The 19,110-nt window shown below is 70.0% G+C and carries 17 protein-coding genes; 11 read left to right on the top strand and 6 right to left on the bottom strand.

The genetic code is table 11. From position 1 onward, the window contains the following. Positions 1-4 precede the first annotated feature (4 nt). Entirely contained in the window at positions 5-907 is a 903-nt protein-coding gene (gene galU, locus ACFYXH_RS10250; RefSeq protein ID WP_389561639.1) for a UTP--glucose-1-phosphate uridylyltransferase GalU, read from the bottom strand. Positions 908-1,001: 94 nt separating this feature from the next. Between galU and ACFYXH_RS10245 the strand changes: the two genes are divergently transcribed. Beyond that, positions 1,002-1,595: a 5-formyltetrahydrofolate cyclo-ligase gene (locus ACFYXH_RS10245; protein ID WP_389561638.1), complete on the top strand. Its 594-nt coding sequence runs from the start codon at positions 1,002-1,004 to the stop codon at positions 1,593-1,595. Here the strand turns inward: ACFYXH_RS10245 and ACFYXH_RS10240 are convergent. Further along, positions 1,585-4,326, bottom strand: coding sequence for a penicillin acylase family protein (locus ACFYXH_RS10240; protein WP_389561637.1), 2,742 nt, complete (start codon positions 4,324-4,326; stop codon positions 1,585-1,587). The genes ACFYXH_RS10245 and ACFYXH_RS10240 overlap by 11 nt on opposite strands. Before the next feature lie 191 nt (positions 4,327-4,517). Between ACFYXH_RS10240 and ACFYXH_RS10235 the strand changes: the two genes are divergently transcribed. From ACFYXH_RS10235 to mscL, 6 genes are all read left to right on the top strand, one after another. After that, entirely contained in the window at positions 4,518-6,059 is a 1,542-nt protein-coding gene (locus ACFYXH_RS10235) for a potassium/proton antiporter (RefSeq protein WP_389561636.1), read from the top strand. A 271-nt stretch (positions 6,060-6,330) separates the two neighbouring features. Next, a complete protein-coding gene (locus ACFYXH_RS10230) occupies positions 6,331-7,593 on the top strand; it encodes an MFS transporter (RefSeq protein ID WP_389561635.1) in 1,263 nt (420 codons plus the stop codon). 68 nt (positions 7,594-7,661) lie between these two features. Next, a complete protein-coding gene (locus ACFYXH_RS10225; protein ID WP_389561634.1) occupies positions 7,662-8,006 on the top strand; it encodes an FmdB family zinc ribbon protein in 345 nt (114 codons plus the stop codon). Between the two features lie 95 nt (positions 8,007-8,101). Next, positions 8,102-8,953 carry an S-methyl-5'-thioadenosine phosphorylase gene (locus tag ACFYXH_RS10220; protein ID WP_389561633.1) on the top strand — a complete coding sequence of 284 codons (852 nt, stop codon included), beginning with the start codon at positions 8,102-8,104 and terminating at the stop codon, positions 8,951-8,953. A gap of 329 nt (positions 8,954-9,282) precedes the next feature. After that, complete coding sequence (locus tag ACFYXH_RS10215) at positions 9,283-9,663, top strand: hypothetical protein (RefSeq protein ID WP_389561632.1); 381 nt, start codon at positions 9,283-9,285, stop codon at positions 9,661-9,663. Positions 9,664-9,804: 141 nt separating this feature from the next. Then, positions 9,805-10,269 (top strand): large conductance mechanosensitive channel protein MscL, encoded by a 465-nt coding sequence (gene mscL / locus ACFYXH_RS10210; RefSeq protein ID WP_389561631.1) that lies wholly within the window; start codon positions 9,805-9,807, stop codon positions 10,267-10,269. Positions 10,270-10,276: 7 nt separating this feature from the next. On the opposite strand, the gene ACFYXH_RS10205 is transcribed toward mscL, so the two are convergent. Continuing rightward, positions 10,277-10,483 carry a hypothetical protein gene (locus ACFYXH_RS10205; RefSeq protein ID WP_389561630.1) on the bottom strand — a complete coding sequence of 69 codons (207 nt, stop codon included), beginning with the start codon at positions 10,481-10,483 and terminating at the stop codon, positions 10,277-10,279. A 235-nt stretch (positions 10,484-10,718) separates the two neighbouring features. On the opposite strand from ACFYXH_RS10205, the gene ACFYXH_RS10200 reads away from it, so the two are divergent. The 4 genes from ACFYXH_RS10200 to ACFYXH_RS10185 all read left to right on the top strand — a co-directional run bounded on the left by ACFYXH_RS10200 (position 10,719) and on the right by ACFYXH_RS10185 (position 14,926). Beyond that, positions 10,719-11,915 carry a low temperature requirement protein A gene (locus tag ACFYXH_RS10200; protein WP_389561629.1) on the top strand — a complete coding sequence of 399 codons (1,197 nt, stop codon included), beginning with the start codon at positions 10,719-10,721 and terminating at the stop codon, positions 11,913-11,915. A 69-nt stretch (positions 11,916-11,984) separates the two neighbouring features. Next, positions 11,985-13,142 carry a P1 family peptidase gene (locus ACFYXH_RS10195; RefSeq protein ID WP_389561628.1) on the top strand — a complete coding sequence of 386 codons (1,158 nt, stop codon included), beginning with the start codon at positions 11,985-11,987 and terminating at the stop codon, positions 13,140-13,142. A 124-nt stretch (positions 13,143-13,266) separates the two neighbouring features. Next, positions 13,267-14,034, top strand: a complete 768-nt coding sequence (locus tag ACFYXH_RS10190; protein ID WP_389561627.1) for a DUF6227 family protein — start codon at positions 13,267-13,269, stop codon at positions 14,032-14,034. Between the two features lie 178 nt (positions 14,035-14,212). Beyond that, positions 14,213-14,926 carry a VC0807 family protein gene (locus ACFYXH_RS10185; RefSeq protein ID WP_389561626.1) on the top strand — a complete coding sequence of 238 codons (714 nt, stop codon included), beginning with the start codon at positions 14,213-14,215 and terminating at the stop codon, positions 14,924-14,926. 50 nt (positions 14,927-14,976) lie between these two features. Here the strand turns inward: ACFYXH_RS10185 and ACFYXH_RS10180 are convergent, their stop codons facing one another. Genes ACFYXH_RS10180 through ACFYXH_RS10170 form a run of 3 tightly spaced genes read right to left on the bottom strand, consistent with a single transcriptional unit; the run spans position 14,977 to position 18,955 of the window. After that, positions 14,977-17,247 carry a fructose-specific PTS transporter subunit EIIC gene (locus ACFYXH_RS10180; protein ID WP_389561625.1) on the bottom strand — a complete coding sequence of 757 codons (2,271 nt, stop codon included), beginning with the start codon at positions 17,245-17,247 and terminating at the stop codon, positions 14,977-14,979. Beyond that, positions 17,244-18,197 (bottom strand): 1-phosphofructokinase, encoded by a 954-nt coding sequence (gene pfkB, locus ACFYXH_RS10175; RefSeq protein ID WP_389561624.1) that lies wholly within the window; start codon positions 18,195-18,197, stop codon positions 17,244-17,246. The genes ACFYXH_RS10180 and pfkB overlap by 4 nt, the downstream gene beginning before the upstream one ends. Continuing rightward, the gene (locus ACFYXH_RS10170) at positions 18,194-18,955 is read right to left on the bottom strand and encodes a DeoR/GlpR family DNA-binding transcription regulator (protein WP_389561623.1); all 762 of its coding nucleotides are present in this window, start codon (positions 18,953-18,955) and stop codon (positions 18,194-18,196) included. The genes pfkB and ACFYXH_RS10170 overlap by 4 nt, the downstream gene beginning before the upstream one ends. Positions 18,956-19,110: the final 155 nt, after the last annotated feature.

The raw sequence follows: 19,110 nt of genomic DNA, 5'->3' as shown, positions 1-19,110 counted from the left end.
AGCGCTACATCTCCTCGGTCACATAACTGCGAAGCCAGGTCCGGAACTCCGGGCCCAGGTCTTCACGTTCGCACGCGAGTCTGACAATCGCCCGCAAATAGTCGCCACGATCGCCGGTGTCATAGCGGCGGCCCTTGAAGACGACGCCGTGCACCGGCCCGCCCAGCTTCTCGTCCTCGGCGAGCTTCTCGAGGGCGTCGGTGAGCTGGATCTCGTTGCCGCGGCCCGGCTCGGTCTGCCGAAGTATCTCGAAGACCGCGGGGTCCAGGACATAGCGGCCGATGATGGCGAGGTTGCTCGGCGCCTCGGACGGCTCGGGCTTCTCGACCAGCTTGGTCACCCTGACCACGTCGGACTCGCCGGTGGCCTCGACGGCCGCGCAGCCGTACTGATGGATCTGGGCGGGGTCGACCTCCATCAGCGCGATGACACTGCCGCCCTCCCGCTCCTGGATGTCGACCATGCGGGCGAGCAGCGGGTCGCGCGGGTCGATCAGGTCGTCGCCGAGGAGGACCGCGAAGGGCTGGTCACCGACGTGCGGGGCGGCGCACAGCACGGCGTGGCCGAGGCCGCGCGGGTCGCCTTGGCGCACATAGTGCATGGTGGCGAGGTCGCTCGACTCCTGCACCTTCGCCAGCCGTTCGGCGTCGCCCTTGCGGGTGAGCGCGCTCTCCAGCTCGTAGTTGCGGTCGAAGTGGTCCTCGAGCGGGCGCTTGTTGCGGCCTGTGATCATGAGTACGTCGGAGAGGCCGGCCGAGACCGCCTCCTCGACGACGTACTGGATAGCAGGCTTGTCGACGACAGGCAGCATCTCTTTGGGAGTGGCTTTCGTGGCAGGCAGGAACCGGGTTCCGAGGCCTGCGGCAGGGATAACAGCCTTGCTGATCCTGGGGTGCGACTTAGTCATGCGATGCACACTATCCGGTAAGTATGGGCTGAAGATGAGCCTCCGGTTAACTTCCTGCTCATAGAGGCGCATACGCGAGGTTTGTGAAGGTGACATGAGCGGCGACTTGTCCGGAAAGAGTGCGGTAAGACGTGAACTCCTCGACGCCCGGGGCCTTCTGTCCACTGAGGACGTTCAAAAGGCCGCCGCGGTTCTCGCGCGACAGGCCCTGGGTCTCCCGGAATTGACCGAAGCGGGCGCGGTCGCCGCATATGTCTCGGTGGGGCGCGAGCCCGGCACACGCGCGCTGCTCGACGCGCTGCGCGAGCGGGGCGTACGCGTCCTGCTGCCGGTCCTGAAGGCGGACAACGACCTGGACTGGGGCGTTTACAGGGGCCCGGAGCATCTGGTGCGCGCCGGCCGCGGGCTGCTGGAGCCGGACGGCGAGCGGCTGGGCGTGGACGCCGTACTCGAAGCGGATGCCGTGCTCCTTCCGGGACTCGCGGTGGACGCGCGCGGTATGCGACTCGGCCGCGGAGGCGGTTCGTACGACCGAGTCCTCTCCCGTCTCGCAGCCGCCGGCGCCGACCCCGCGCTGGTGGTTCTGCTGTACGCGAACGAGGTGCTCGCGCGGGTCCCGGAGGAACCGCACGACCACCCCGTGCACGCGGTGGTGACACCCACGGCCGTCAGGCGCTTTACGGAGTGAGCTTGAGGGTGTCGACGGTCTTCGCCTTCACGGCCGCTTCGCCGTAGGCCCAGTCGAGCAGCTCACCGTTGGCCCACTTGTCCGTCTGGTCGGTGTAGTGCGCGCTGTACGCGTGCCCCGACGCACCGGTCAGATTGATCCAGCGTGACTTGTCCCAGTCACCGACGTTGACGACCATCCGCATCGACGGCACCCAGATGACGCCGTAGCCGCCCGCCGCGTTCCAGCCGGTGGCGTTGACCGCCGCCTCGCCGCCGCCCAGGTTCCACGGGCCGCGGTTGAGGACGAACTGCAGGAAGCCGGGACCCTCGGTACCGAGGGTCTGGTTCTTCAGCGTCAGCTGGTGCAGCCTGCCCCAGCTCCAGCTGGAGGCGTCCTTGCCGAGCTCGGCCGTCAGCTCCCAGCGGGCATCCTCCATGGCCCTGGCGAGCAGCTGGTCCCGCGTGGTGGTGGCCGCGTCCGTGCGGCTGGCCGGGGAATGCCACCACTGGTTGTTCTCGTCCTTGAGGATCCTGCGCACGACCTCGAACCAGCGGTCGCCGCCGTCCGGCTGCGCCGACTCCGCGTCGCGCTGGCCGCACTCCCGCACCCGCTCGCTGAGCTGGTCGTCCGGGGCGGAGCTGTCGGCCGGGCGGACGTTGAGGCACTCGCCCTCGACCCGCAGCTCCTTGGGCAGCTTGTTGCCGAAGGCGAGCTTGAGGACATTGCGCCAGACCCCGTTGAAGTACGCGGCGGCACCGGAGTCCGGCTCCTGGGTGTAGTCCCAGCCCTCCAGCATCTTCTGCGCCTCGCGGACGTAGCTGTCCGAGACATCGATCTTGAGCAGATACGGCGTCAGCAGCTTGGCGATCTCGCTGCTGTTGTCCATCTGCATGGTGCGCATGTCTTCGGTGGAGATCTTCCCGCCGCCCTGGATCTTCGACTCGATGAGGTCATTGATCCGCTGGCTGCGGGCGCCGTAGGCGTAGTCCTTGGTCAGCAGATACGGGTACTTCTTCGCATCGATCACCGACTGGTTGGCGGTGACGATGTAGCCGCGGTCGGGGTCGTACTCGTACGGCAGCTCATCGAAGGGGATGTAGCGCTTCCACTTGTACCGGGGGTCCCAGCCGGGAACTGGCTTCGTGCCGTCGCCCTCGGCGCGGACCGGGATCTTGCCGGGAGCCTGGTAGCCGATATGGCCCTTGACGTCGGCGTAGACGAGGTTCTGCGAAGGGACCTCGAAGTTCTTGGCGGCCGCGCGGAAGGAGTTGAAGTCCTTGGCGCGGTTGAGCTCGAAGACCGCGTCCATGGATTTGCCGGGCTGCAGCGCGGTCCACTGGAGCGCGACCGCGTATCCGGCGCCACGGTCAGGGGCGGGGGCGGCGTTCGGGACGGGGGCCTTCTGGCCGACCTTCTCCAGCTCGTTGCTGCGGTCGGAGACCAGCGGGCCGTGACCGGTGGAGCGCACGGTGATCGTCTTGGCGGAGCCGCCCGCGACCTTGATGACCTCCTTGCGGGTCGTCAGCGCCTTCTCCTCGTTGCCCACCTGGTAGCGGTCGCCGCTGAGCTTCTCGAGGTAGAGGTCGGTGACGTCGGCACCGAGATTGGTGAAGCCCCAGGCGATGTCCTGGTTGTGACCGATGATCACGCCGGGCAGACCGGAGAAGGTGTAGCCGGCGGTGTCGTACTGGCAGGTGGCCGAGACGGTCCGGCAGTGCAGGCCCATCTGGTACCAGAGCGAGGGCAGCGACGGCGCGAGATGCGGGTCGTTGGCCAGCATCGGCTTGTTGGTCGTCGTGTACCTGCTGGAGACGACCCAGGAGTTGGAGCCGATGCCGCTGCCGCTGGGGCCCAGCAGGGCGGGGATCGTGTCGAGGGTCTTGGAGAGCGCGGAGAGCTGGGAGTTGAGGCCCTGGGCTGCGCCCGCCGCACTGTTCCCGCCGCCGCTGCCGCCGTTGGACCCGTCGGACGGCTTGGCTGCCGGGTCGAACTTCCCGGTCACGGGGTCTATACCGCCCCTGTCGACAATCGGCTTGTTCCGGTCGTACGGATAGGCCGGATACAGGTCCTTGATCTGCTTCTCGCTGAGCCTGCTCGTCAGCAGCGAGCGGTCGATCTCGTCCTGCATATTGCCGCGCAGGTCCCAGGCCATCGCCTTGAGCCAGGCCACCGAGTCGACGGGCGTCCACTTCTCGGGCTTGTAGTCATTGCTGAAGGCGAGGGCGGCGTACTCGACCGAAAGGTCCTTGCCCTCGCGACCCTTGAGGTAGGCGTTGACGCCGTCGGCGTACGCCTGGAGGTACTTCTTGGTCGCAGGCGTGAGGAGGGTGTCGTACTCCTTCTGCGCCACCTGGCGCCAGCCGAGAGTGCGCAGGAAGGCGTCCGTCTCGACCTGTCCCGAGCCGAACATCTCGGAGAGCCGGCCGGCCGTCATATGGCGGCGGACGTCCATTTCCCAGAAGCGGTCCTGCGCCTGGACGAAGCCCTGGGCGCGGAACAGGTCTTGGTCGCTGTCCGCGTAGATCTGCGGGATGCCGTAATTGTCGCGTCTGACCTCGACCGGGCCGGAGAGGCCGTCGAGTTTGACCGTTCCGGTGGTCTGCGGGAACGAGGCGCGCACGGTACTGATGCTCCAGTACGTCCCATATCCGACACCCGCGACAAGCGCCAGCACCAGGACGATCACGAGCAGGCGGGCGCGTCGCCCCTTCTTCTTCTTGGGGGAAGAGGCGGTTGTGTTGGCGGGCATCGCTGTCCTTCGAGGCGCAGGCTGGTCCTGGAGTGCTGGGAGCAACCATAGGCGCAGCGCTCCACCGCCCCGGACGCGGTATCCGTAAGGCGACAGCCGGGCCCTCGCTCGCACGGATGATCGACCCGTCAAGGAAACGTTAAAGATTAGGTAAGGTAACGAAGTGTCGCCGGCTGGATGAGCGATCCGGCGTGAAGGCGCTAGGGAAGGATCGGCCACTGACTGTCCACCAGCTCAACGAACTCCTGCTCATCTGCTCGCTCGTTCTGCTCATCGCCGTCGCGGCGGTACGCATCTCGTCCCGCAGTGGGCTCCCCAGCCTGCTGCTGTATCTCGGGATCGGGATCGCGATCGGGCAGGACGGCATCTTCGACGTCAGGTTCGACAACGCCGGACTGACGCAGGTGATCGGCTATGCCGCCCTTGTGGTGATCCTGGCCGAGGGCGGCCTGGCCACCAAGTGGAAGGAGATCAAACCCGCGTTGCCCGCGGCGGTCGTGCTGTCGACCGTCGGCGTCGCGGTGAGTGTGGGCATCACGGCGGCCGGAGCGCACTATCTGGTCGGGCTCGATTGGCGGCAGGCGCTCATCATCGCCGCGGTCGTGTCCTCGACGGACGCCGCGGCGGTCTTCTCCGTACTGCGCAAGGTGCCGCTGCCGTCCCGGGTGACCGGTGTGCTGGAGGCCGAGTCGGGCTTCAACGACGCCCCCGTGGTGATCCTGGTGGTGGCCTTCTCGACGCCAGGTCCGGTCGACGACTGGTACGTACTGGTCGGGAAGATCGCGCTGGAGCTGGCGATCGGCGCGAGCATCGGCCTCGCGACGGGCTGGCTGGGCGCGTTCGGGCTGCGGCATGTGGCGCTGCCCGCCTCGGGTCTGTACCCGATCGCGGTAATGGCGATCGCGGTGGTGGCGTACGCGGCCGGCGCCATGGCACACGGCAGTGGCTTCCTCGCCGTCTATCTCGCCTCGATGGTGCTCGGGAACTCCAGGCTGCCGCACGCGCCGGCGAACCGCGGATTCGCGGAGGGCCTCGGCTGGATCGCACAGATCGGCATGTTCGTGCTGCTCGGTCTGCTGGTGACGCCGCACGAGCTGCTCGACGACTTCTGGCCCGCGGTCGTGGTGGGTCTGGTGCTGACCATGGTGGCGCGGCCGCTGGAGGTCTTCGTCAGCCTGCTCCCCTTCCGTATTCCGTGGCAGGAGCAGGTGCTGTTGTCGTGGGCGGGACTGCGCGGCGCCGTCCCCATCATTCTCGCCACCATCCCGCTGGTCACCTCCATCGAGGGGAGCGACCGGGTCTTCAACATCGTCTTCGTCCTGGTCGTCGTCTACACCCTGGTCCAGGGACCGACGCTGCCCTGGCTGGCGAAGGCACTGCGGCTCGGCGGCACGTCCGACGCCGCCGATCTGGGCATCGAGTCGGCGCCGCTGGAGCGGCTGCGCGGGCATCTGCTGTCGGTGGCGATCCCGAAGGGATCGAGGATGCACGGCGTGGAGGTCGCGGAGCTGCGGCTGCCCGCGGGCGCCGCGGTCACCCTGGTCGTACGCGACGGGAAGAGCTTCGTACCGCTGCCGTCCACCGTGCTGCGGCGGGGTGACGAGCTGCTGGTGGTGGCGACGGATCCGGTGCGGGACGCCGCGGAGCGGCGACTGCGGGCGGTCGGTCAGGGCGGAAAGCTGGCCGACTGGCTGGGAACGGGCGGAAACGCCGGAGGAAGATCCACGGGGTGATCCGGCCAATCACAGGCGATCTTGGAATGTGTGAGCTATTTCCCAGGTACGAATCGAAGATTCCCTGTAGCATCAAGGCACACTGATCGACCAACTCTGCCTGACGCAGAGCTGGCGCGACCGTATGGCGGCCGCGGAGCCCTCGCAGTGGGCCCCGGTATCTACCGCAGTTCCGCGCAAGAGGACAGCTCTCGGCGGCTCCGTCGCGTCTCGTACCACAAGTACGACGCGTACCAGGGGAGCGCTACCAGGCGGCAGAAAGGCACGGACCGTGGCATCCACGGTCAACCACCGTCCTGGATACGGGCAGCTCCTGCGCACACCCGGCGCCTGGACATTCCTGCTCCCCGGCTTCCTGGCGCGGCAGCCCTTCGCGATGCTGACCATCGGCATCGTCCTGCTGGTGCAGCACACCACCGGTTCGTACGGCAGCGCCGGCGCCGTCGCCGCCTTCACCGGCGTCTCCATGGCGCTCTTCGCGCCGCAGAGCGGCAAACTCGCGGACCGTCTCGGGCAGCGCGCCGTACTGCTGCCCGGCGTGCTGGTGCACGCCGCGTCCGTGTCCGCGCTGACGGCGCTCGCGCTGGCGCACGCGCCCCTGTGGGCGCTGTTCGTCGCGGCCGTGCCCACGGGTGCTTCCGTACCGCAGGTCGGGCCGATGGTGCGAGCCCGCTGGGCGGCCAAGCTGGAGGGTTCGCCGCTGATGTCGACGGCGGCCGCCTTCGAATCCGTGACGGACGAGTTCACCTTCGTCGTCGGACCTGTGCTCGCGACCGCGCTGTGCACCGGGGTGCACCCGGCGGCCGGACTGATCGCCGAGGCAACACTGACGCTCGCCGGCGGTCTGTTCTTCGCCGCCCAGAGCGGCACGCAGCCTGCGGTACGCCCCAAGGCGACGGCCGCCGAACCGCACGCGTCCGCGCTCTCCGTCCCGGGAGTGCGGGTGCTGGCCGTGGCCTTCCTCGGCATCGGTTCGGTCTTCGGTGGAATGCAGGTCTCGCTGACCGCCTTCGCCGAGGAGGTCGGCAACCCCGGCGCCAACGGACTGCTGTACGGGATCTTCGCGGCCGGCAACATGCTGGCCGGCATCGCCTGCGGTGCCATCGCCTGGAAGAGCGGGCCGCGGCGGCGGCTGGTGCTCGGCTACGCCGGGCTGACGCTGGCGGCCTCCGCGCTGTGGGCGGTGCATTCCGTGGCACTGCTCGCGGGGCTGGGACTGCTGGTCGGCCTCTGCATCGCGCCCGCCCTGATCAGCGGCTACACGCTGGTCGAGTCGCTGGTGCCGGCTTCGGCCCGTACCGAGGCCTTCACCTGGCTGACGGGCGCCGTGGCGCTGGGTCAGGCGGCGGCCGTGACGGTGGCCGGACGGCTGGCCGACGAGAACGGCGCGAGCGCCGGATTCGTGGTACCGCTGGTGGGCACGGTGCTGGCGCTGGTCACCCTGGTTTCGCTCCGCTCGCGGCTGTCGTCGAGGGCTGCGGGGCGGATCGCGGCGCGTGGGATGAGTCACCGCGTGCCGCTGACGGTGGACTGATCCAGCGGAATAGGTCACTATGGATCGTCGTTAGCACTCATTGAGTGAGAGTGCCAGGAGGAAGACAAGTGCCGACCTACCAGTATCAGTGCACCGAATGTGGCGAGGGCCTCGAGGCGGTGCAGAAGTTCACCGATGACGCCCTGACCGTGTGCCCCGGCTGTGATGGACGCCTGAAGAAGGTGTTCTCGGCGGTGGGCATTGTCTTCAAGGGATCCGGCTTCTACCGGAACGACAGCCGTGGTGCGTCCTCGAGCAGCTCGCCCGCGTCGACGTCATCGTCGCCGGCGTCCGCGTCGTCGTCCACGAGCGCGAAGTCGTCGGACTCGAAGCCCGCCGCTTCTTCGTCCTCGACGTCGGCTTCCTCTTCGTCGGGCTCCTCCTCGAGCTCCAGCGGCAGCTCCGCCGCCTGACACAGTTCGGCCCCGCCTGACGCCTGCTTTTCCGGACCCTGCCGTTGTGTACGGCGGGGTCCTTGGCGTTTTCGCGTACGGATAGTGTGATCGCCATGGCGACGAATGCGACCAACGCGAACGCAGAGATCGGCGTGATCGGCGGCTCGGGCTTCTACTCCTTCCTGGAGGACGTCACCGAGATCCAGGTGGACACCCCGTACGGCAGTCCCAGCGACTCGCTGCTCCTCGGCGAGATCGCCGGGCGGCGGGTCGCCTTCCTGCCCCGGCACGGACGCGGCCACCATCTGCCGCCGCACCGCATCAACTACCGCGCCAATCTGTGGGCGCTCCGGTCGGTGGGCGTGGGGCAGGTGCTGGGGCCGTGCGCGGTGGGCGGGCTGCGGCCGGAGTACGGTCCCGGGACGCTTCTCGTGCCCGACCAGTTCGTGGACCGCACGAAGGCGCGTACGCAGACGTACTACGACGGTCTGCCGTTGCCGGACGGGACCATTCCGAACGTGGTGCATGTGTCGCCCGCCGATCCGTACTGCCCGGATGGGCGCAAGACGGTGCTCGCGTCCGCGCGCGGGCGGGACTGGGAGCCGGTGGACGGCGGGACGCTGGTGGTGGTCGAGGGGCCGCGCTTCTCCACCCGGGCGGAGTCGCAGTGGCATGCGGCGATGGGCTGGTCGGTGGTCGGCATGACCGGGCACCCGGAGGCGGTGCTCGCCCGTGAGCTGGGGCTCTGCTACACGTCGATGACGCTGGTGACGGACCTGGACGCGGGGGCCGAGACGGGTGAGGGCGTCTCGCAGGGAGACGTGATGAAGGTCTTCGCCGCAAGTGTCGACAGGCTGCGCGCGGTGCTCTTCGACGCGGTTGCGGGGCTGCCGGCGGGTGAGACGCGGGACTGTATCTGTTCGCATGCGCTGGACGGCATCGACACGGGGCTTCAGCTGCCGTAGACCTTCGGCCCGATGCGGTGAACCCTCCTGCGGGTGAGGGAGTTGTCCACAACGCTGGGGTCGTCCACAGGCGTCGGCGGGATGCGCGCGGAAAGTGGATCGTGAGGAGTGGTCAGTCCAACTCCACTCCTCACGGCAGGCGGTGTGTGTCATGTCGCTTCCCCCTCCTTCTCTCCCTCCGCTCCCTTCTTCCCTCCCTTCTCCGCTCCCTCCTCCCCCTTCTTCCCCGGCGCCGGAGCTGCTCGGCGTGCCGCCGTTCGCCCCGCTGCGGGTGCGCGGTGCGGCGGGCGGTGCTCCGGCGGCGACGTGCGATGGCGGCGGGGCTCGCCATGACGGCAGCGGCGCTTGCCGCTTCGGGTGCGCGTGGAGCGGATGGTGGTGGCGCCGAGGCGTTGGCTGCCGCGCCGCAGCGTGAGCGGCGGCCCGCCGCCGCGATGGTGTCCGCTCCGGTGCGTATCGCGGATGCCGCCACGGTCCGGCTGCTGCGCCCGGGAGACCGGGTGGATGTGATCGCTGCGGCCAACTCCCCTGTGGGGGAAGGAACTGCGGCGCGGGTGGTGGCATCGGGCGCCCGAGTGACCGGAGTTCCGGGGTTGCGCGGGGCTTCTCCGGACGGCGGTGCGCTGGTTGTCCTGTCTGTGCCGCGCGCCACCGCCGCGGCCCTGGCGGGCGCGGGAGCGACATCGCGACTGGCAGTGACGGTGTGCTGACTCGGACCCGGCGCCCCCGTCGTGCTGACGTACCGTCAGGCGCCCTCTTCGCGTGTGCGGACTGGACAGCGCGGCTACGCGCTGACGTAGGTTTCGGAGCGTTTGGCTCCGTGTCCTGCACATACGAAGAGAGGCTCAGTGGTGAGCGAGAAGAAGGTCAGCGTCCTGGAGGGCTTCAAGGCCTTCCTGATGCGCGGCAATGTCATCGACCTGGCCGTCGCCGTGGTCATCGGCGCGGCGTTCACCCAGATCGTGAATGCCGTGGTGAAGGGCGTCATCAATCCGCTGGTAGGCGCGTTCGGCACCAAGGATCTCGACTCGTACAGCTCCTGCCTGAAGGGCACCTGCAAGATGGTGAACGGCGAGGTGGACGGCATCAGGATCATGTGGGGGTCCGTGCTCGGCGCCACGCTCACCTTCCTGATCACCGCGACCGTCGTCTACTTCCTGATGGTGCTGCCCATGTCCAAGTACCTGGCCAGGCGGGCCGCCCGGGATGCTGCCAAGGAGGGCGCGAAGGAAGTGGTCGAGCTGACCGAGCTCGAGGTCCTGAAGGAGATCAGGGACGCGATCGTGGCACAGCGAGGGTCGGGCCGCGACCAGTAGCGACGGCTCAGATGTGGTGCGGCGGCTTCTCGTCGAGGAAGCGCGCCAGCTCGGCGGCGCTGCCGCCGCTCGCGAGAGGCCGCTCGCCCCACCCGCGGTCCGTATCGTCCGCGGATTGCTGGTCCAGCGGATCGTCGAAGATCAGCTTCGGTTTTGGGGACTGCTGCCGCGGCTGCTCCGCATCACGCGGTCCGGGGGCGGGGGCGGTGCTCATACCTCCAGGGTACGCGGGGCGAGTACAGGTGCGGGTACGGCGACGGGCGACCTGGACTCCGGGGCGGATACGGCGGCGGGCACGGCGGCGGGGACGGCTACGGCGACCTGGACGCCGGGGCGGGTACGGGTGCGGGCGACCTGGACGCCGGGGCGGGTCGGACCCGCGGGCGGCCCGGCCCACGGCTGTGCGCGTCTCGCCCACCGAGCAGCTCACCCTCTGCTGTGCTTGCCGCATGACTCATACGCCCGGCGCCGACCGTCCAGTGACCCCGTCGAGCATCCTGCGCCCGCTGATCGCCCGCCGCCGCGACGAGGAACACCGCGCCGCCACCCCGCTCGAGCTCTTCTTCGACCTCTGCTTCGTGGTGGCGATCGCCCAGGCCGGTGTGCAGCTGGTGCACGCCGTCGCCGAGGGGCACACGGCGGACGGCATTCTCAGCTATGTACTGGTCTTCTTCGCCATCTGGTGGGCGTGGATGAACTTCACCTGGTTCGCTTCGGCGTACGACAACGACGACGCCCTGTACCGGGTGGTGACCCTCGTCCAGATCGCGGGAGTACTGATCCTGGCGGCCGGCGTCTCCCAGGCCTTCCAGGACCACGAATTCCTGGTCGTCTGGCTCGGCTATCTGGTGATGCGTCTCGCGCTGACCTCGCAGTGGCTGCGCGCCGCCCGTGCCGCGTCCGGCGCCGAGCGGACCATGGCCCTGCGGTACGCGGGCGGCGTGATCCTCTGCCAGGGCGGATGGACCGCCCTGCTGTTCGCGCCCGAGTCGGCCCGCGGCTGGATCTTCCTGGTGATGGCGATCGCCGAGATGTGCGTACCGGTGTACGCCGAGAGAGACTTCCACACCAACTGGCACCCGCACCACATCGCCGAGCGCTACGGCCTGTTCACCATCATCGTTCTCGGCGAGACGATCGCGGCGGCCACCGGCGCCGTGAAGTCCGGCATCGCCGAGAACGACGCGCTGGGTGAGGTGCTGCCGATCGCCGCAGGCGGCCTGCTGATCGTCTTTGCCGCCTGGTGGATCTACTTCGTCGTCCCGGCCCATGCCCGACTGGCCTCCAACAAGCAGGGATTCCTCTGGGGTTACGGCCACTACGGGATCTTCGCCTCGGCCGCCGCGATCGGCGCGGGCATCGAGGTCGCGGTCGAGCAAGCCGTGGGCAAGACGCATATCTCCACCACCGCGGCATCGGCCGCGGTCACCATCCCCTCCGCCGTCTTCATGCTGCTGGTGTGGGGACTCCACTCGCGCTACTTCAAGGTGGGGATCGCCCAGCAGCTCATCCTTCCCGTCGCCGCGCTGGCGACCCTGCTCTGTACGTTCGCCGGGGAGTGGGCGGTCCTGGCGGCCGGGACAGTGGCGGCGGCGGCGACCGCGGCCGGCGTCACGCTCACCGCCAGGATGGCGGCCGGGTCGTGAGCGACGCCATGGCCGGGACGTGGCCGTGGCCGGGGCGCTGAGCCAAGTCCCGTGGTACGCATGGGCTTCATGGCAACAAATGACGCACCGACGGGCGGGACGGCAGACGGGCCGAGGGACAGGCCGACGGACGGGCCGGTCGTCGGACAGGCCGACGGGCTCACGGACAGGCTCACGGGCGGCCTGACCGATGTGGCCGGCCTCCGGGTCGGCCACGCGCGCGTGCCGGGCGACCGCGCGCTCAGCGGCACCACCGTCGTCCTCGCACCCGAGGGCGGGGCCGTCGCCGCCGTCGACGTACGCGGCGGCGGCCCGGGCACCCGGGAGACCGACGCCCTCGACCCCCGCAACCTGGTCCAGCGCATCGAGGCCGTCGTACTGACCGGCGGCAGCGCGTACGGGCTCGACTCCGCCGCCGGAGTGATGGCCTGGCTGGAGGAGCAGGGCCGCGGTGTACGGGTCGGGCCCGAGCCCCACCATGTCGTGCCGGTCGTGCCCGCGGCCTGCGTCTTCGACCTGGGGCGCGGCGGCGACTGGCAGGCCCGCCCGGACGCCTCGACGGGGCGCGCGGCGGTGGAGGCGGCGGCCGCCACCGAGAGCGGTGCACCGGTCGAGGAAGGCGCTGTGGGCGCCGGTACCGGAGCGGTGGTGGGACGGCTGAAGGGTGGGCTCGGCACGGCCAGTACCGTCCTCGGCTCCGGTGTCACGGTCGCCGCGCTGGTGGTCGCGAACGCCGTGGGTTCGGTGATCGACCCGCTGACCGGTGCGCTGTACGGCCAGTACTTCGAGGGCCGCGTCGACTACCCGCCGGACGAGGTCCACACGGCGGCGTGGCAGCGGCTGGACGAGACGGGCCGCGCGAGCGGATGGCCTCCGCTGCCGCCACTGAACACCACCCTCGCCGTCGTCGCGACCGACGCCGATCTGAACCGTGCCCAGGCCCAGAAGCTCGCGGGCACGGCGCACGACGGCATCGCACGCGCCGTACGCCCCGTCCATCTCCTCAACGACGGCGACACCGTCTTCACGCTCGCCACCGGCGCCGTCCCTCTCGACGCCACCAACCCCCTCGCCCTCAACGAGGTGCTCGCGGCGGGCGCGGACGTGGTGACCCGGGCGATCGTGCGGGCGGTTCTCGCGGCCCGGAGCGTCGAGGGGCCCGGCGGGGCCTTCCCTTCGTACCGGGATCTGTACGACATCGACCGACGTACAGGACAGTCGTGTTGACCAGGAGGACGGGAACTTCCCGCGTACTCCCCTTCGTTTTCCCGAACGCAGGACACGTTGTCAGACCCAGGGGCTACGTTTAGCAATCACCAAGTGACTTGCGGCGACGGCCTGGAGACCCACCTTGAACGATCCGTACGAGACAACCGAGACGCAGCTCGAGCGACTCCTGGGTCGGGCGCTCAACTCCTTCGATCTGCCCGACACGACGGTCGAGCGGCTCGAATCCGCGCTGGCCCATGCCAGTTCGCTGCATTCGTCGCACCACAGTGCGGCCCTGCACCGTGCCACGTACCGGCATGCCTATCTGCTGAGCGACGGCACCTCCCTGGTCCTGTGGGAGCTGGTGCACAACACCGGTCGCGACGCCGCCGAGCAGCACGAGCTCTACACCGAGGAGTCCGAGGTCCGCCTCGCCGCGTCGCGGCTGCCCGCCGGTTTCCCGGGCTTCGCCGGGCCCGCGGCCACCGGCCGCGACTCCGACACCGAAGGCGATGACCTCGACGCCGATCTGGAGCTGCTCACCTCGCTGATGACCGCGCCCCCGGCCCCGCTCCCCCGGATGTACGTCCCGGACGACTCCGCGGACCACGCGCGCCGTGTGCTGCGCCGCGCGGAGAACGCCGACCGGCCGGGCGAGGAGACCGCTCGCCTGCTGCGGGCCGCTTTCGCCCACCACATCACGCAGGTCTTCGGCCGCCAGTGCCGGGTGGAGGGGAAGGACGCGGGCTTCACGCTGTACGAGCACGCGTTCCTGCTGCTCGACGGCACCGAGACAAGCCTGTGGGAGGTGGAGCACACGGCGACGCCCGACGGCCGCCATATGTGCGAGGTGTACGCCGCGGAGCACATAGCGCGCGAGGCGATGGAGCTGCGCGCGGGCGTGCGGTGAACCGGGGTGCGGTGAGCGTCCGCCCGACGGCCGGAGGGAACGAGGCCTGTCCCTTGGTCCAACCCTGTCTCTGATCTTGGTCAAGATCACGCCAAGCCCGGCTCCCTGCCCACATTCACTCCATAAACTCCGGCCCGTCTTTGCGGCGAACGACCGCTCGGGGGAATGGAGTTCAACCATGGCTGAATCCGGCAAACGAGGAAACATCCTCCTGACCTGGGGACCTACGATCCTGTTCGGCGTTCTGCTGCCGTGGATCACGTACGGAATGCTGATCGACCACGGCATCCACGAGGTCCCCGCCCTGCTGCTCATCTCCTGCTGGCCACTGGTCGAGCTGACGATCTACTTCGCCATGAAGAGGCGCGTGGACGAGTTCAGCATGCTGATCCTGATCACTCTGCTGCTGGGAGCGGTCAGCGCCCTCGCGTACAACAGCGCGAAGCTGCTCTTCCTCAAGGACTCCGCGCTGACCGGGCTGCTCGGGCTTGCCTTCCTCGTCAGCCTCACGCTCAAGCGGCCGCTGATCTTCTACTTCGGCCGCAAGTTCGGCACGGACGGTACGCCTGACGGCATCGCCGACTGGAACGCGATGTGGGACAAGTACCCGGGCTTCCGTACCGGCCAGCGGCGGCTGACCATCGTCTGGGGCGTGACGTTCCTGGCCGAGGCGGGTGTGAAGGCCGGGCTGGTCTACGTACTGGACACGGAGACGATGGTCGGGGTCTCCAACGTGCTGCCGATCGTCATCCTGGCGGGCCTGATGGTGTACACGATCCGGGCCGGGAAGAAGGGCCGCGCGCGCCGCGAGGCGGCGGAGGCGGCAGCGGCGGCGGAAGCGGCAGGAGCGGAAGCGGAAGCGGCAGGAGCGGCGGCCCAGGCTCGGGCCTGAACCACCGCTCATCCGTTGTCCGTCGTCTGTCGTCTGTCGCCCGACGTCCGTCAGGCCGCGACCGGGACCTTCGCCTCTTCGGCGGCGGAGGTCCCGGTGACGGCAGCCTCCGTCTCCGTCCTGCGCATCCCCTTGAGCAGGATCACCAGTCCGGCGCTCACCACCGTGCCGGCCGCGATCGCCAGCAGATACAGGAACGGGCTGCCGATCAGGGGGATCACGAAGATGCCACCGTGCGGGGCGCGCAGGGTGCACTCGAAGGCCATCGAGAGCGCGCCGGTGACCGCACCGCCCGCCATCGCCGCCGGAATGACCCGCAGCGGATCGGCGGCGGCGAACGGGATCGCGCCCTCGGTGATGAAGGAGGCGCCGAGCACCCAGGCAGCCTTGCCGTTCTCGCGCTCGGTCCTGGTGAAGAGCCTGCCGCGTACGGTCGTGGCCAGCGCCATGGCCAGCGGCGGAACCATGCCGGCGGCCATCACCGCGGCCATGACCTTGAGGGAACCGTCGTTGGGGTTGGCGAGACCGCCGACCGCGAAGGTGTACGCGACCTTGTTGAGCGGGCCGCCGAGGTCGAAGCACATCATCAGGCCGAGGACGACGCCCAGAATGATCGCGTTGGCGCCGGAGAGGCCGGACAGCCAGTCGGTGAGCGCCTGCTGAAGCTCGGCGATGGGCTTGCCGACCACCAGGAACATCAGGAATCCGACGATCGCTGACGAGATCAGCGGGATCACGACGACGGGCATGATGCCGCGAAGCGGCTTGGGAACCTTGAGGCGTTGGATGGCCATGACCGTCGTGCCCGCGACCAGACCGGCGATCAGGCCGCCGAGGAACCCGGCGTTGATGGTGAGCGCGATCGCCCCGCCGACGAAGCCGGGGACCAGACCGGGGCGATCGGCCATTCCGTAGGCGATATAGCCGGCCAGTACGGGGACGAGGAAGCTGAACGCGAGCCCGCCGACCTGGAAGAGCAGTGCGGCCCAGCTGGTGAGGTCGGTCCAGACGAAGTGTTCGGCCACGGACTTGGCGCCGGCGATCTCGTAGCCGCCGATGGCGAAGCCGAGAGCGATGAGGAGGCCACCGGCGGCGACGAACGGGACCATGTAACTGACGCCGCTCATCAACCACTTGCGCAGCTTGGTCCCGTAGCCCTCGCCCGGCATCCCGGCCCGGTCCACGGGCGCTGCCCGGTCAGCGGGCCCGCTGACCTCACCGCGCTCGGCCTTGCCACGCACCTCGGCGATGAGCTCGGCAGGCCGGTTGATCCCGGCCTTGACGCCGACGTCGACAGTGGGCTTCCCGGCGAACCGCTCCTTGTCCCGTACGGGCACGTCATGCGCGAAGATCACGCCGTCGGCGGCGGCGATGACCTCGGAATCCAGCCGGGCGAACCCGGCGGACCCCTGCGTCTCGACGGCGACCTCGACACCGTGGGCCTCGCCGGCCTTCTCGAGCGACTCGGCGGCCATGTAGGTGTGCGCGATCCCGGTGGGGCAAGAGGTAACGGCGACGATCCGGAAGGGGGTCGACGCGGCGGCGTCCGCTCCGTTCTCGGAGACCGGGCCCGCAACTACCGGGCTGCCGCCCGCCGGAACTCCGCCCCCGCCCCCGCCTGCGGCACCTGCGACGGAGCCGGTGTCCGGGGCAGCCTCGTCGCCACGCGTGGCGGTGCCACCGGCCGCTGCCGGACCCCGGCCCAACTCCGGCGCAGCAGAGGTGGTGACGGCCCCGCCCGAAGCCGCCTCGGACGGGGCCGGCTCACCCGAAGCCGCCTCGGACGGGGCCGCCTCGCCCGAAGTCGCCTCGCCCGACGACCTCGCTCCACCTGCCGCAGCCGAAGACACCGCCACGGGGCCGTCCCCCGCCGGCGAGGGCGCCTCGCCACGGATCAGGGCCGCCGCCTCGCCCGCGTCGGTCGACGCACGCAGCGCGGCCGTGAACTCCTCGTTCATCAGACGGCGCGCCAGCGTCGACAGAATCGTCAAGTGGGCGTCGTCCGCGCCCGATGGGGCCGCTATCAGGAAGATCAGGTCCGCCGGACCGTCCGGGGCGCCGAAGTCGATGCCGGACGCGCTGCGACCGAACGCCAGCGTCGGCTCGGTGACATGCGCGCTGCGGCAGTGCGGGATGCCGATCCCGCCGTCCAGCCCCGTCGGCATCTGCGCCTCGCGGGCCGCCACGTCCACCAGGAAACCGTCCAGGTCGGTGATCCGGCCCAGGCTCACCATCCGCTCGGCCAGCGAACGGGCCGCGGCCTCCTTCGTGGTCGCGGCCAGGTCGAGGTCGACCAGGTCCGCGGTGATCATGTCTCTCATCGCGGGTTCCCTTGCTCGGTAAGTACTCGGTCCAGTGGGAGGTCCGGGGTCACGGTGACCGCTGACGGGTCGAGGTCGGCCGGCGCCGGCATGACGCTGCCCGGCAGTTGGACCGCCGCCGCGCCATGCGCAACCGCGGTGGCCAGCGCGTCCGGGCCCTCGCCGCCCGCCGCCAGGAAGCCGGCCAGCGACGCGTCACCCGCGCCGACGTTGCTGCGCACGGCGGTCACAGCCGCCGAGCCGAAGTACGTGCCCGCCTCGGAGACCAGCAGCTGGCCGTCCGCGCCCAGGCTGGCCAGCACCGCCCTCGCGCCGAGACCCCGCAGCTCCTCCGCCGCCTTGACCGCGTCGCCGACCGTGGCGAGCGGACGGCCCACCGCCTGGGCGAGTTCGTCGGCGTTGGGCTTGACGACGTCGGGGCGAGAACCGAGCGCGGCGAGCAGCGAGGGGCCCGAGGTGTCGAGGGCGACCCGGGCTCCCGCCGCGTGCGCCCGGGCGACCAGTTCGGCGTACCACGCGGGCGTGAGGCCCCGCGGCAGGCTGCCGCAGCAGGCGATCCACGCGGCGGACGCCGAGTGTTCCCGGACCGCCGACAACAGCGACTCGGCTTCCACGCCGGTCAGTTCGGGCCCTGGAGCGTTGATCTTCGTCAGCGTGCCGTCGGGCTCGGCGAGCGCGATGTTGGAGCGGGTCCCGCCCGCCACCGGCACCGGCGCGACCTCGATTCCCGCCCGCTCCAGCAGATCGGCGACCAGTGCGCCCGGCGCGCCGCCCAGCGGCATGACCGCGACCGTGCGGTGCCCGGCCGCAGCGACTGCCCGCGAGACGTTGACCCCCTTGCCGCCCGGATCCATTCGCTCGGCCGTGGCCCGCAGCACTTCGCCGCGGTCCAGCGCCGGGACCTCGTACGTACGGTCCAGCGACGGGTTCGGGGTGACGGTGAGGATCATGCGCGTACGACTTCCGTTCCCGCGGCCTCGATCGCCGCGGCGTCCTTCGGGCTGAGTCCGCTGTCGGTGATGAGCAGGTCGACGTCGGTGAGGTCGCCGAAGCGGGCGAAGTGCTCCTGCCCGTGCTTGGCCGAGTCGGCCAGCAGCACCACGCGCCGCGCGGCCGCGACGATCGCGCGTTTGACGGCGGCCTCGGCGAGGTCGGGTGTCGTGAGTCCGCCGTCGGCCGAGTAGCCGTTGGCGCCGAGGAAGACGACATCGGCGTGGATCTCGCCGTAGGCCCGCAGCGCCCAGGCGTCGACAGCGGCCCGCGTACGGTGCCGGACCCTGCCGCCCACCAGGTGGAGGTCGATGCCGGGGTGGTCGGCGAGGCGCGCGGCGACGGGCAGGGCGTGGGTGACGACGGTGAGCGAGCACTCCAGCGGGAAGGCCGCGGCGAGGCGGCCCACGCTCGAACCCGCGTCGAGGATCACGCTGCCGTCCGACGGCAGTTCGGCGAGCGCGGCGCGCGCGATGCGGTCCTTCTCGTCGGCGGCGGTGGACTCGCGCTCGGCGAGGTCCGGCTCGAAGTCGAGCCGCCCGGCCGGTATGGCTCCACCGTGCACGCGGCGGACGAGCCCGGCCCGGTCCAGGGCCTTGAGGTCGCGCCGAACCGTCTCGGCGGTGACCTGGAACTCCTCGGCGAGCGAGAGCACTTCGACTCGGCCGCCTTCACGGGCGAGGCGCAGGATCTCCTGCTGGCGCTCCGGTGCGTACATGTGGGTTTACATCCGTTCCATGCCCGAACCTGTGGTTTCTCAGCAGGCTACGCCGAGATTTCTGCGAAGTAAACAGATCCGGGCATGCTGCGGACACATTCGGGCCTGGCCCGCGGCCCGGCAAGGCCCGACGACGCAGCGAGGCTCGGCCCGGG

The organism is Streptomyces sp. NPDC002730 (assembly GCF_042888805.1).
Lineage (GTDB): Bacteria > Actinomycetota > Actinomycetes > Streptomycetales > Streptomycetaceae > Streptomyces.
The sequence above is the reverse complement of the archived record's forward strand: the minus strand, read 5'-3'. Positions and strand labels throughout refer to the sequence as shown.

Coding starts and splice junctions, on each gene's coding strand:
- ACFYXH_RS10170 (WP_389561623.1), bottom strand. CDS start 18,955: ATGTACGCACCGGAGCGCCAGCAGGAGATCCTGCGCCTCGCCCGTGAA.
- pfkB (WP_389561624.1), bottom strand. CDS start 18,197: ATGATCCTCACCGTCACCCCGAACCCGTCGCTGGACCGTACGTACGAG.
- ACFYXH_RS10245 (WP_389561638.1), top strand. CDS start 1,002: ATGAGCGGCGACTTGTCCGGAAAGAGTGCGGTAAGACGTGAACTCCTC.
- ACFYXH_RS10205 (WP_389561630.1), bottom strand. CDS start 10,483: ATGAGCACCGCCCCCGCCCCCGGACCGCGTGATGCGGAGCAGCCGCGG.
- ACFYXH_RS10195 (WP_389561628.1), top strand. CDS start 11,985: ATGGCAACAAATGACGCACCGACGGGCGGGACGGCAGACGGGCCGAGG.
- galU (WP_389561639.1), bottom strand. CDS start 907: ATGACTAAGTCGCACCCCAGGATCAGCAAGGCTGTTATCCCTGCCGCA.
- ACFYXH_RS10200 (WP_389561629.1), top strand. CDS start 10,719: ATGACTCATACGCCCGGCGCCGACCGTCCAGTGACCCCGTCGAGCATC.
- ACFYXH_RS10185 (WP_389561626.1), top strand. CDS start 14,213: ATGGCTGAATCCGGCAAACGAGGAAACATCCTCCTGACCTGGGGACCT.
- ACFYXH_RS10180 (WP_389561625.1), bottom strand. CDS start 17,247: ATGAGAGACATGATCACCGCGGACCTGGTCGACCTCGACCTGGCCGCG.
- ACFYXH_RS10240 (WP_389561637.1), bottom strand. CDS start 4,326: ATGCCCGCCAACACAACCGCCTCTTCCCCCAAGAAGAAGAAGGGGCGA.
- ACFYXH_RS10215 (WP_389561632.1), top strand. CDS start 9,283: ATGACGGCAGCGGCGCTTGCCGCTTCGGGTGCGCGTGGAGCGGATGGT.
- ACFYXH_RS10220 (WP_389561633.1), top strand. CDS start 8,102: ATGGCGACGAATGCGACCAACGCGAACGCAGAGATCGGCGTGATCGGC.